The organism is Actinopolymorpha cephalotaxi (assembly GCF_013408535.1).
In the GTDB taxonomy this organism is placed as follows: Bacteria; Actinomycetota; Actinomycetes; order Propionibacteriales; family Actinopolymorphaceae; genus Actinopolymorpha; species Actinopolymorpha cephalotaxi.
In genome coordinates this window covers 4,685,772-4,698,539 of record NZ_JACBZA010000001.1, presented here as the reverse complement: position 1 = coordinate 4,698,539, position 12,768 = coordinate 4,685,772, and the positions used below count along the sequence as shown (strand labels likewise).

Below are 12,768 nucleotides of genomic sequence, written 5' to 3'. Positions count from 1 at the left end.
CTGTCTTGAGATTCTCGCGTACTGGAGGTGCCGCCGATGACGACAACGCCGCAGAAGGCAACCGACGAGCAGCCCTCGGTCGGCGACGCGGCGGAGCGGCCTCGGCTGACTCCCGCGCAGCGGCTGCACCTCGACGTGTACGGCTTCGTACTGCTGGAGAACGTCCTTACCCAGCACGAGATCGCGCGCATCAAGGACGCCCTCTATCGGCTGAAGGCGGAGCCGGACCTGGCCGCCCGCGGCGTCTATGTGAACAGCCGCAGTGCGCACTTCCTCAGCATCGGTCACCTGGTCGAGTACGACCAGGCACTGCTGGACTACGCCGCGCACCCGGCGCTGGTGCCGCTCGTCGAGGAGCTTGTCGGCGGACGAGTGCGCCTGGAGGAGTCCGAGGCGATCATCAACCGCCGCGACCCCGAAGCGCCGGATGAGCCCGGGCCGGCCTCGGGCTCGAGGAACCGCGTGCAGCCGCTGGGATTTCACACCGGCGCCCGGCACGGGTGGGGGACGTACTCCGCCGACCACCACTTCCACTGCCTGTTCGTGAAGACCCTGGCGTACCTCACCGACGTCGGTCCCGACGACGGGGGTACGGCGGTGATTCCGGGCAGCCACCGACTCGGCTGGCCGGAGCAGGACATCATCGACGCGGCTCGCGAGGACGACCGGCTCATCCACCAGGTCGAGGCGAGCGCGGGGTCGGTGCTGCTCTTCGCCGAGTCGCTCGTCCACAGCAGCACCGCCGTTCGCGGCGACCGTGAGCGAGCGGTGATGATCTGTGGGTACACGCCGCCGATGATGCGGGTCTGGCCCGGCAACGAGCCCAGCCCCGAGTTCGTCGCCTCGCTCCCCGAACACCAGCGCCCCTTGCTGGGCGGCGGCGACAGCTGGCCATGGGGCCGGTGACGCGCCCGTCCTCTTTGCCCGGTTTGAGAGGTCGTCCGAGTACGGCTAATCTGCGGCCTCGTGCGTCTCCGGAAGAAGTCAGTCAGCATCACGGTCGGCGACCGCGCCCTGGAGGATCTCCACGTCCGGGCGGCGACCCAGCGTGGTCGCGCCGTCGCCGCGGAGTCGCGTGACTGGCTGTTGCTGAAGTCGGTGATGCGGCCGGGGGAGCGGCCGCGTGCGCGCGTTGCCGTGCGCTTCCCGCACGAGGGAAACGCCGCGGGCTTTGCCTTCGTCACCGACCAGCGCGTCGTGTTCGAGTCCCGTGAGCGCGTGACCGCGGTGGCCCTTCCGTACGTCGTCTTCGTCGGTAAACCGCCCGAGCCCAGCCTCGGTGATTTCGCCGTCACGGCGAGGACGCCCGGCGGGCCGTCGGGCGGTGAGCTCACCACGACCATGCGGATCCGTGACGCGGCGGCGTTCCACGACTTCTTCCCCACGCTGCTGGACGCGGCCCGGGCCATGGGCGCCCTGCCCACGGTCGACACGAGCTGGGAAGGCGACGCAACGCCGCCGGCCGCGCCGCACGAATCCGCACCGGGCGAAGGCGCGCCACGCGAAGCCGCGCCACACGAAGCCGGGCCGCGCGAAGCCGGGCCGGGCAGAGCCGCGCCCGCCGATCCGCTGCCGACCGAGGTGGTCGACCGTGCGCTCGCGACGTTCATGGAGGATGACGAGCGGATCGGGTTCGCCGCCGAACTGGTGTGTCATGCCGGTCGCCCGGTCACGGTGCTGGTCACCCAGCGCCGGCTCGTGGTCGTGGAGAGCCGGCTGATCTGGGCGGCGCCGATCGAGCGTACGAAGGTGGCCGAGGCCGGCGGGAGCGAACCCGAGGTGCGCCTGCTGGCCGAGACCGTCACCGACTCGCTGGTGCTCGGTGGAGGTCTCGCGTCCGCCGACTCCGGCAAGCGCTGGTTGACACTGCGGTCGGAGGCCGATCCGGCTGCCGGCGAGGGCCTGCTGGCACACCTGCGCGCGGGTGGCGCCGGCCGGCTGGACCCTCGACCGGCAGCCGGGTGACCGTCGTGGGTGAGGCGTTCAGTCCTGCGGGTTGAAGAAGAAGCCGATGGCCAGTGACCAGGCGAGGTGCCACACGTAGACGGCGAGAACGAGATTCCAGCCGAGATTGTGCGACATGAAGCCCGCGTGCAGCGCCGGGAACTGAGTGGGGATCCACCACAGGCAACTCAGTGTTGCCAGGGTCATACCCATGGCGACTCCGCGGGCGACGTTGCGCGCGGTCGTCAGGGTCTTGCCCATCAGCGGAAAGATCAGCAGGGCGTAGCCGAGCGCGAACACCAGGCCGTTCAGGGTGTGGAAGATGTGCCCCTCGAACCACTGCGGTGCGCCGGGCACCTTGGGCATGAGGAGGGAGCCGTTGAAGAAGGCGAAGTCCAGCTTCGGCAGGCCGACGCCGGGCAGCCAGTAGCCGATCATGTCGGCGATGTGGAGGGCCGCGAACCCCGCCACGAGTCCGCCGACGAGCCGGTGGTTGTTGACGTACTGCGGCCAGTGAACTCCGGCCGTCCGGTGCTGCACCACCGGCATGGCCGGGTCGGACTGCGGTATCTGCCGGGCCGCCAGGTCCTCGCGGGTCGCCATGTGGCCTGTGGTGTACGACTGGTGCGTAGAGATGATGATCTCCTTGGTCGCCCAGGGCCGGGACGTCCCCCGCTCGAACCTCGCCGATCCTGGGTGGAAAGGTCGTAATGTCCGGTATTGGATACTGCATCGCGGGCGACCACGCAAACCGCGGCGCTGTGCGTGTCCCAAGATCGCACCGGTGGGGCCGGGGTACGGAACACTGCCGTTCGTACTCCCCGTCGAGAGGAGAGCCTGGTGACCGAGACCTACCGTGACCCTGCCCGCACCGTCGATGACCGGGTGCAGGATCTGCTGGCCCGGATGACGTTGCCGGAGAAGGCCGGGCTGATGTTCCAGCCCATGGTGGCGATGGGGCCCGGCGGCCGGCTGGCGGTGGCCGGCGACCCGCCGGGGCTGCCCGGTACGCAGCAGCTCGTAGCCGACCAGTCCCTCAACCACTTCAACCTGCTGGGTTCGGTGGACGACCCGCGGCAGGTGGCTGAGTGGCACAACCGACTCCAGGATGCTGCCCGGCAAACCCGGCTCGGCATCCCGGTCTCGCTCTCCACCGATCCTCGCCACCACTTCACCGAGAATGTCGGTACGGCCTTCAGGGCAACGGCGTTCAGCCAGTGGCCCGAGACGCTCGGCTTCGCCGCACTTCGTTCAGCCGAGCTGGTGGAGGAGTTCGCCGACATCGCCCGCCAGGAGTACACCGCGGTCGGCTTCCGGGTCGCGCTGCACCCACAGGTCGACCTGGCCACCGAGCCCCGGTGGTCGCGGGTTTCCGGCACGTTCGGTGAGGACGCCGACCTGTCGGGTGAACTCGTCGCGGCGTACGTCAGGGGTTTCCAGGGCGGCGCGACGATCGGCCCCGGCAGCGTCTCGACGATGACCAAGCACTTCCCGGGCGGCGGGCCGCAGCTGGACGGGGAGGATCCGCACTTCGCCTACGGACGCGAGCAGGTCTACCCGGGCGGCAACTTCGACTACCACGTCAAGCCGTTCTTGGCAGCGCTGGCAGCCGGCACCTCCCAGGTGATGCCGTACTACGGCATGCCGGTCGGCACGGAGTACGAGGAGGTCGGATTCGCGTTCAACAAGGGCGTCGTCACCGGCATCCTGCGCGAGCGGCTCGGCTTCGACGGCATCGTGTGCACCGACTGGGGACTGGTCACCGATGCCGAGATCATGGGGCAGCCGATGCCCGCCCGCGCCTGGGGATGTGAGCACCTGAGCGAGCTCGAACGGGTCGTGAAGATCGTCGACGCGGGCTGCGACCAGTTCGGCGGCGAGAGCCGGCCGGAGCTCGTGGTCGAGGCGGTCGAGAAGGGGCTGGTGAGCGTCGACCGGATCGACGTGTCCGTACGCCGGTTGCTGCGGGAGAAGTTCCGGCTCGGCCTGTTCGACGACCCGTTCGTGGACGTCGACGCGGTGGCGGGCGTCGTCGGCAGGCCGGCCTTCGTCGCGCGCGGTGAGGACGTGCAGCGGCGTTCGGTCACCGTGCTGACCAACCAGGAGCAGATTCTCCCGCTGCGCAAGGGAATCCGGCTGTACGTCGAGGGGATCGACGCCGAGGTCGTGGCGCCGTTCGCGACGGTGGTCGACACGCCGGCTGAGGCGGACGTGGCGTTGCTCCGGTTGGGTACGCCGTTCGAGCCACGTCCGGGTGGGTTCGAGGCGATGTTCCACGCGGGGTCGCTGGAGTTCGACGAGGCCGAGAAGGCCCGCCAAGCGGCCGTCTACGCCTCAGTGCCGACCGTGGTGGACCTCCACCTCGAACGCGCCGCGGTGATCCCGGAGATCGCCGACCAGGCCGCGGCCGTCGTCGCCACCTACGGCACGAACGCGCGGGCGCTGCTCGACGTGCTCTTCGGCGACGTCAGGCCGGAGGGCCGGCTGCCGTTCGACCTGCCCTCGTCGACGCGGGCGGTGGAGGACAGCCGCAGCGACGTACCGTTCGACACCGCTGAGCCACTGTTCAGGTTCGGCCACGGACTGACCCTCTGACCCGCGTTGACGACGGGTTGATGGCGGGGGCTCTATCCTGACTGCCGGCAATCTGGGGGAGAGGCTATGACGGCGGACCAGTCGACGCACAGCGGTGGTGAAACGCCGGAGCTCGTGCGCGGTCGAGCGGTCTCGTTGGCGGAGTACCTCCTGGCAGTACGCGCGCAGATCGAGAAGCCCACCCGGGCGGTCCCGTCGGCGCACGCGTTCTGGCAGGCCGACCTTCCCACGCATCCTCTGGTCCAGCTCGGCCGTGGATCGGAGGATGCGGACTGGTTGCGGGTCGGGATGCCCGCACTCCCGGAGCCTCCGAAGGTTCCCCGTGATCTGCGGCCGTTCGTCGCGGATCAGCACGCGGACGTCGAGCCGGAACTCGACCGCGACGCCCTCACCGAGGACCACGACCTCGAGGTCATCAGATCCCGGTTCGGGTGGTGGCGGGACAACGAGTGGCGGCGTTGGGCCGACGAGGCGACCACGATCGAGCGTGTACGCGAGCTCCATCGCACCCTCTTCGACCTGCAGCACCTGCTGGACATGCAGACCGCGACCGAGGAGCTCGTCTGGGGCCACGGGATCCTGGAGCTGCGGGTCGGGGAACACCGCGTCCGTTATCCGCTGGTGGCGAGCCCGGTCACGATCGAGTACGACCCGGAGCAGCCCGCCGTCAGCGTCGTACCGTCCGGCCCGGCCCGGTTGCAGGTGGATCCGCTGAGCGGAATGCCGGAGCAGCATCTTCGCCATCTCCTCGACCTGGCGCAGCCTGGTGGGCTGGTCGAGGTCGACGTATGGGACGAGCTGGAACGCCGTGAGCTGTTCGAGCGCGCGATGAGCCGGATGGGCCTGGATCCTGTCATCCGTGAGGCGGGGGCACCCGACCCTGGCGTACCCCACATCCACGACACGGGTGTGTTGTTCGTACGTCCCCGTCAGCGGTTGCTGCGTCGCTTCCTCGAGGCGTTCAGGGACCGGCTGCTGGACGGGAGCACCGAGACGATCGGCTCGCTCGCGTCCGTCCTGGCACACGAGCCCAGCCGACTGCAGATGCCCGCGGACCGGCCGGAGGCATGGCGAGCGGTCGGTGAGCGGCTGCTGATGCCACTTCCGACGAACGAGGCGCAGGAGTCGATCGCGCGCCGACTCGCGATGCACCGGAGCGTCGCGGTGCAGGGCCCGCCGGGGACCGGCAAGACGCACACCATCCGTAACCTGATCTGCCATCTGATGGCGAACGGCAAGCGCGTGCTGGTGGTGGCGCAGAAGGAGGACCCGCTGCGGGTCCTTCGGGACGGGCTGCCGGAGGAGGTCCAGGCGCTGTGCCTGGCGGTCCTCGGCCGGTCCAGTGACCAGCTCACCCAGCTTCAGCTCGCCGCGCGGGAGCTGTCCGACCGTGCGTCCACGCTCGACCAGCATGCCGCCCAGCTCGAGCGGGACCGGCTGGTGAAGAGCCTGGAGCAGGCCGAACGCGACCTCGGCCAGGCGCTGAACGGCCTGCGGACGATCGCCGAGGGCGAGTCCGCGACCTTCGAGATAGACGGGGTGGAGCTGGGGGCGAGGGAGGTCGGAACCTGGCTGGCCGGAGACGCCGCGGCGTACGGAGACATCCCCGACGCGGTGTCGCCGGATACGCCCGCCCCGCTCACCGGCGAGGAGTTCACCACCCTGCTGGACTCGGCCGGGTCGCTGGCGAAGGAGGACCGTCGTCAGGCGCTCCGCGAGCTCCCCGTCGCGGCAGACCTGCCCTCGGCGGACGCGGCGAGACGCGACCGTGTCCGGCTGGCGGAGGCGGTCGAGGTGGTCCGCCGGCTGTCCGAGCAGCGAGTCGACATCGGTGCCGTCCGAGCTGCCGGCCAACCGTCGGTGGAAGAGTTGCGCGCCGACGTGGAGGAGGCCGCCCGGCTCCTCGCCGCCCGGGAAGGCAGCTGGACCGAGCGGCTTTCCAACCTCGTCTCCGAAGCGCACTGGGAACAGTCGTGGCAGGACCACCAGGCGGCGTGCCAGACGCTCCTCGACGACCTGATGGGGATCCGGCGGGTCATCGGTGTGCACGAGGTGGCCATCGCTGAGCGGCAGCACGCCGAGATCTGGCAGCTTCCGGACCGGCTGCGCGAGCTCCGCGGGCGCCTGGCGGACGGCAGGCCACCGAAGAAGCTGTTCCACTCCGCGCAGTACAAACTGGCCGAGGACTGCCGCGTCGACGGCCGGCCACTCCGAACGCCGGAGGAGGTCGATGTTGTACTGGCCCACCTCGATCGGGATCGGTTGCGGCAGGAGCTTCGTAGCCGGTGGACCGAGTGGATGCAGCGCCTGGACGGGCCCGTGCCGGACCCGTCGACGGAGCCGGAGATGTGGGCAGGAACGCTTGCCACGCAGGCGAGCGAGGCGACGAACTGGAACAGCCAGGCCTGGCCGGCGCTCCGGTCGAGGATCGTCCAGCTGAGTCGGTCGGTACCGACGACCGTGGACTCCGCCGCACTCGGGGCCATCGCGGCCTTCCTCGGGGACTGCCGGGAGGTCTTCGTCAACGACCGGTTGTCAGCCGAGGAACGCGGGGTGGCGAGCTACCTGCAGCGCGGAGCTGCCACGGACAACGCGAGCGACCTGTGGCGCGTACTCGATCTGGCCTGGAACGACCAGGACCTGCCGCGTTGGGACGCCGCGGTCGATGAGGTGCGCCGGCTCGCAGCGCTGCGGCCCGACGTGCAGCGCTACGAGCAGTTGCGTTCCCGGCTCGCGGCGGTCGCGCCGAGCTGGGCAGCCGAGATCGACTCCGGTACGGCCGCGGCACTGCGGGGATCCGGCGCGGACTGTCTGCGGCGATGGGGATGGCGGCAGACGCAGACCTGGTTCGACGCAGCCGTGGGAAGCGTCGATCCGGACAGCCTCGGCCGGCGGGTCGAGCAGGCCCGTGAACGCATTCGCCGGCTGACGCAGGACGTGGTCGTCGCGTCCGCGTGGCTGGAGGTGTCCCGGGCTCTGGACGACCGCCGCCGGGCGGCACTCGCCGACTGGGCGACCTCGCTGCGCAAGATCGGTAAGGGCACGGGCAAGAACGCCGCGATGTGGCAGGCACACGCGCAGTCGGCCATGTCCCAGGCGGTGGACGCGGTTCCCGTGTGGGTGATGACGGTCGACCGGGCCATCGAGCAGTTCGCGAACGGCGCGAAGTTCGACGTCGTCATCGTCGACGAGGCGTCGCAGGCCGACATGTTCGCGTTGCCGGTGCTCAGTCTCGGGTCGCGGGCCGTCGTCGTGGGTGACGACCAGCAGATCGGTCCCCAGCTGCCGTTCGTCGGCGGTGTGATGGGGCTGATCAACGCACACCTGCGGGACGTGCCGTCGGCAGAGCACTTCGACAACGAGTCGAGCCTCTACGACCACGCCGTACGCCGGTCACCGCAGCGGATTTTGCTGACCGAGCACTTCCGTTGCGTGCCGGCGATCATCGACTTCTCCAGCCGTACGTACTACGACGGCGCGATCGAGCCGCTGCGCAGTGACGTCCCCGCCGGCATCGGCGATCCGGTCAACGCGGTCCACGTACCGGAAGGGATCCGGCAGACGGTCGCGAAGTTCGGCGAGGTGAACGTTCCTGAGGCTGAGGCCCTGGTCGAACGACTCGCCGCGATCGTGGCGGACCCGGCGTACCGCGGCCAGACGATCGGTGTGATCAGTCTGCTGAGCACCAGCGGGCAGGCGCTCTACCTCCTGGACCGGATCCGGGAAGCCATCGGCGCCGAGGAGATGGCGCGACGTGACCTGCGGGTCGGTGACTCCTACACCTTCCAGGGAGACGAACGAGACGTCGTCCTGATCTCGACGGTGGTGTCGGTGCACAACGGCGCGGTGGCAGCGTTCACCAGGCGGGACTTCCACCGCAGGGTCAACGTCGCCGCCTCGCGGGCGAAGAACCAGCTGTGGGTGTTCCACTCCATCGAACCGTCCGACCTGCGAAGCGACGATGCCCGCGCGCTTCTGCTCGACTACTGCCGCAACGTCGACGTCGCCGAGGCCGCCTACGAGGATCTCGAGGCGCGATGCGAGAGCGACTTCGAGCGGGCGGTGCTCCGCCCCATGTTGTTGCGCGGCTACCGGCCACAACCGCAGTTCCGCATCGGGCGCAACCGGATCGACTTCGTTCTCCCGGCGCCGGGTGGCAGACGGCTGGCCATCGAGTGCGACGGCGACCCCTACCACGGGCCCGACCAGTGGGAAGCCGACATCAGGCGGCAGGCGGTCCTGGAACGCGTCGGCAACTGCGTCTTCGTCCGGATCAGAGGGAGCGTCTTCGCCCGCGATCCGAACGCGGCCCTGGAGCCTCTCTGGCAGCGGATCGAGGAACTGAGGATCAAGCCCACCGTGTCGGAGGACGAGCCCTCTGCCGGTGCGGGTGTCCTGCGCGGGGCGAGCATCATCCCGGCGGTTGCCGACGCGCCGACGGACGATCCGACCTACGGCGATGTGAGCGAGCCGGAGCCGACCGGCTCGGAGATCGCGGAGTCGGAGTCGGAGTCGGAGTCGGAGTCGGAGTGGGAGTCGGAGTCGGAGTCGGCCGGAGGTCGCCACCGCGGTGAGCCGGAGCCGGAGCCGGCGGCCGAATTGGCAGAAGAGTCGTCCGTTCAGCAGGTTGCGCCGGACTCGGCCGAGCCATCGCCTGAGGTCCTTTCCCCCGCTGTCGAGGATCAGCCGTCGACCGGGAGTCAACCTGCAGCGCCGTTCCACGACGTCCCTGCGGGGTTCAGGAATGTCGCCTGGTTGCGGCCGGAAGAAGCCGAGTCCGCCCTCCACGCGTACAGCGGTCGCGGTGACGTGCCGATCTGGAAGAACCACAAGGTGACCGGGTGGGCCAGGTACCACGCGCCTGATGCAGAGCTTGCGCGGAAGTACCGCGCCAATGTCCTTGTCGAGAGGTTGGGTGCAGCGGGGCCGCGCATCGTCTGCTGGGTTCGGGAGTACGAAGCCAAGGCGGTGGTCGAGGCGGTACACCTCAGGCGTGACGTTCCGTTCGATGGTGCTGTTGGCTGCCGCCCCGGTCTGGTGCAGTACTTCCCGCCCGACTCGGACTCGGCCACTCGCTTCCGCAGCGTAACCCGACTCCTGCGTGCCCGTGCTGGGGGATGGGACAGGCTCGAGGACGGCGGTCCGGGCGATCCCGATGACACGGCGCGACCTGCGGAGTCCGGTCGCACCAGCCCGCCGCTTCAACCCGGTTACGCCATCTCGCTGTACACGCGCGGTGAACTCCAGGCACTCATCCGGTGGGTGCTCGCAGATGGGCAGCATCGCTCGTACGAGGAACTCGTCGCCACCGCTGCAGATGTTCTGAACAGTCCAAGCCGACGCGAACAGGTCGAGGGCAGCCTGCATTCGGCGGTTCGCGCGGTCGACAGGGGCAACCAGAAACCCCTTGAGGAGAAAGACAACGGCAGTCAGTCTGTGGCTGCAACGACAAGCGAGGTGCGCACCTGGGCACGCCGCAACGGACTGGCCGTCAGCGACCGCGGCCGCCTGTCCGAACACGTCATCGCGGCCTACAACCGAAAGCATCCGGACCGGCCGTTCGCCGGCTGAGGCGGGAGCTCACGAACGTGTGGGACACCTCGCCGATGAGCTCCCCATTCGAGCCCGGTGTTCTCACTGGCTGCGGCGCAGGGTCTGTTCCAGGGTGTACCGGTCGCCGCGATACAGCGAGCAGGCCAGCTCGACCGCACGCCCCCGTACGTCATAGGTCACCCGCTCCACCAACAGCGCAGGGGTCAGCGCGGGGACCTCGAGCAGCGCCGCCTGCGCGTTGTCGACGACGGTCGCCCGCACCTGCTGCTGGGTGCGGTCGAGCGTGATCGAATACCGCGCGAGTAGCGTCTCGTACAGCGAATCCTCCAGCGGGGTTGCCAGCAGGCCGGGCACCAGCCTCGCCAGCAACCACACCTCCTCCAGGCACATCGGCACCGAGCCGGCCGACCGGAGTCGCAGCAGATGCACCAGCGGCTCACCCGGACTCACGCCGAGCAGCCAGCTCTCCCGCGCACCGGCCACCGTCTCCTCGGCCTTCAGCAGCTTCGCGCCAGGAGTGAGCCCGCGGGAACGCATGTCGTCGCTGAACGAAGTCAGCAACTCCCGCTTGCGGATCGCCGGCTCGGCGACATAGGTGCCGGATCCCTGAATCCGGTAGACCTCACCTTCGTCCACCAGTTGCTCGACCGCCCTGCGGACGGTCAGCCGGCTCACTCCCAGCTCGTCGGACAACCTCCGCTCCGTCGGCAACTTCTGGTGCGGCTCGAGGTTGTCCCGGATCAGTTCGAGCAGGTGTATGCGCACCACGGCGTGTTTCGGCGAAGCCGACACCGCAGGTGTCGTCATCCATGCGGACCGGCCGAGGCGGTCGCCTCCGCCAGTACGGCGATCGCGCGGGCACCGTCGGTCGGCGTGACGCGCGGCTGAGCTGTCCCGGCGACACAGCTCAGGAAGTGCCTGGCCTGCCGGGTGAACCGATCCTCGCCGGTGACCTCTACGACCGACTCGTTCCCGTCGACGTCGACCTCGGTCAACCTCATCGTGGCGTAGTCCAGGTGCAGCCGTCCGTGGGTGCCGGACACCGTGACGACTGCCTCCCCGGGTGCGGTACGCCAGCTGGCCTCGATCACCCCGAGCACGCCGTCCGTCGACTGCAACGACAGCACCGCGCTGTCCTCGACCTCCAGCGCCGGGCCGCGCGAGGTGGCGGTGGTCGCCGTCAGCGCGCGCACCTGGTCGATCTCTCCGAACAGGTAGCGGATCAGATCGATCGAGTGCACGCAGGTGTCCATCAGTACGCCGCCACCGGAGATCGCCGGCCGGGAGAACCAGGACGACTCCACTCCGTCGAGCGGCCCGGAGAACCGGTTCCGGAAGGTGAGTGCGGTGCCGATCCGCCCGTCTGCGATGGCGGCCTTCATTGCTTCGATCTCGGGCTGGAACCGGTGACAGAACCCGACCGTGAGCAAGGTCCGGTTGACATGGGCGGCCTCGACCATCAGCGCGCACTCGTCGACCGTACGAGCCATCGGCTTCTCGCACAGGACCGCGACCTTCGCCTCCAGTGCCTGCACCGCGAGGACCTGGTGGGTGGATGGTGGCGTGCACACGCTGATTGCATCCAGGTCGGCATCCGCGAGCATCGCGGCGATGTCGGTGTACGCGGTCGCGCCGAACTCCGCGGCAACTGCCTCGATCGCGGCCGCATCGACGTCGGCGACCGCGACGGGATCCACGCCGGCCCGGCGGTAGGCGTTCAGGTGGGCACGGCCGATGCTGCCGGTTCCGACCACACCGATCCGTGGCTGTTGGACGCTCATGCGGTCCCTCCAGGCATCACGTCGGACAGGCGGACCGCGTCGCCAGTGGTGGCCGAGCGTTGTCCGGCCGCCAGGATCGCGAGCACCTCCAGGGTCGCCTGCCGGTCGATCGGAGCTGTCCCGGTCCGGGCCATTCCCACCGCAGCCGACATGGTGTTGGCGTAGAACGACTGGTAGTCGGCCACTTCGGTCTGTACGACTCCCTGCGGTCCGTACCCGGTGAGGTGGAAACCGGTATTGGCGTCTCGCAGGGTGCCGATGACCACCCGTGGCCCGGAGTCGTCCTCGATCACGGTGATGTCGCGATCGCTGCCGGCGAACTGCCGCACCTGCTTCGCCCCGGGCCCGCGGACGGCGAGCGCGGCCTCGACCGCGTGGACGCCGTAGTTGAACCAGTCGCCGGGCCCGACGCTGACCAACGTGCTGAGCTCCTCGCCGCCGTCCTGGCGGAAGACATCGAGTTCGGGTGCGAAGCGGAGGGCCGAACAGCTCATCAGCGGAGTGTCGTTCCGCTCGGCCAGGTCGAACAGCCCGACAGCATCCTCCACGGTGAGCGCCATCGGCTTGTCGACGTACGTCGCCACACCGGCCTCGAGGAAGGGCCGCGCCAGCTCAGCATGCAGCGCCCCGCCGTCCAGATCGTCCAGGATCAGCGCCAGGTCGACGGCGCCGATCAGGTCGGCAACCTCCGTCGCCACCTGGTCGATCCGGTACGCCGCCGCGAGTTCGGCCGCCGAGGAGTGCATCCCCGACAACCCCTCCTTGCCGCTGCTCCACACGCCGACGACGCGCGCGCCCTCGACACGTGGCGGGCGACCGTCCACCCCGTTCAGCAGTCCGGCGAAGACACCGGCGTGGGAGGTGTTGGTGCCCACGATGCCGACACGAATCATCG

General features: G+C 69.5%; 8 protein-coding genes. 4 read left to right on the top strand and 4 right to left on the bottom strand.

Annotated elements, in window-relative coordinates; all coding sequences use genetic code 11:
- Positions 1-36: 36 nt before the first annotated feature.
- Both FHR37_RS20740 and FHR37_RS20735 read left to right on the top strand, forming a co-directional pair.
- Entirely contained in the window at positions 37-906 is an 870-nt protein-coding gene (locus FHR37_RS20740; RefSeq protein ID WP_092888268.1) for a phytanoyl-CoA dioxygenase family protein, read from the top strand.
- Positions 907-966: 60 nt separating this feature from the next.
- Positions 967-1,965, top strand: a complete 999-nt coding sequence (locus tag FHR37_RS20735) for a hypothetical protein (protein WP_092888271.1) — start codon at positions 967-969, stop codon at positions 1,963-1,965.
- Positions 1,966-1,983: 18 nt separating this feature from the next.
- Here the strand turns inward: FHR37_RS20735 and FHR37_RS20730 are convergent, their stop codons facing one another.
- Positions 1,984-2,547: a hypothetical protein gene (locus FHR37_RS20730; protein WP_092888274.1), complete on the bottom strand. Its 564-nt coding sequence runs from the start codon at positions 2,545-2,547 to the stop codon at positions 1,984-1,986.
- A gap of 237 nt (positions 2,548-2,784) precedes the next feature.
- On the opposite strand from FHR37_RS20730, the gene FHR37_RS20725 reads away from it, so the two are divergent.
- Complete coding sequence (locus FHR37_RS20725; RefSeq protein WP_202818345.1) at positions 2,785-4,539, top strand: glycoside hydrolase family 3 protein; 1,755 nt, start codon at positions 2,785-2,787, stop codon at positions 4,537-4,539.
- 66 nt (positions 4,540-4,605) lie between these two features.
- Positions 4,606-10,110: an AAA domain-containing protein gene (locus FHR37_RS20720; protein ID WP_092888277.1), complete on the top strand. Its 5,505-nt coding sequence runs from the start codon at positions 4,606-4,608 to the stop codon at positions 10,108-10,110.
- 63 nt (positions 10,111-10,173) lie between these two features.
- Here FHR37_RS20720 and FHR37_RS20715 read toward each other — a convergent pair whose 3' ends face one another.
- Genes FHR37_RS20715 through FHR37_RS20705 form a run of 3 tightly spaced genes read right to left on the bottom strand, consistent with a single transcriptional unit; the run spans position 10,174 to position 12,766 of the window.
- A complete protein-coding gene (locus FHR37_RS20715; RefSeq protein WP_175542778.1) occupies positions 10,174-10,860 on the bottom strand; it encodes a GntR family transcriptional regulator in 687 nt (228 codons plus the stop codon).
- A gap of 35 nt (positions 10,861-10,895) precedes the next feature.
- Positions 10,896-11,873, bottom strand: coding sequence for a Gfo/Idh/MocA family protein (locus tag FHR37_RS20710; protein WP_092888282.1), 978 nt, complete (start codon positions 11,871-11,873; stop codon positions 10,896-10,898).
- A complete protein-coding gene (locus tag FHR37_RS20705) occupies positions 11,870-12,766 on the bottom strand; it encodes a Gfo/Idh/MocA family protein (protein ID WP_092888284.1) in 897 nt (298 codons plus the stop codon). Before FHR37_RS20705 ends, FHR37_RS20710 begins: the two co-directional genes overlap by 4 nt.
- Positions 12,767-12,768: the final 2 nt, after the last annotated feature.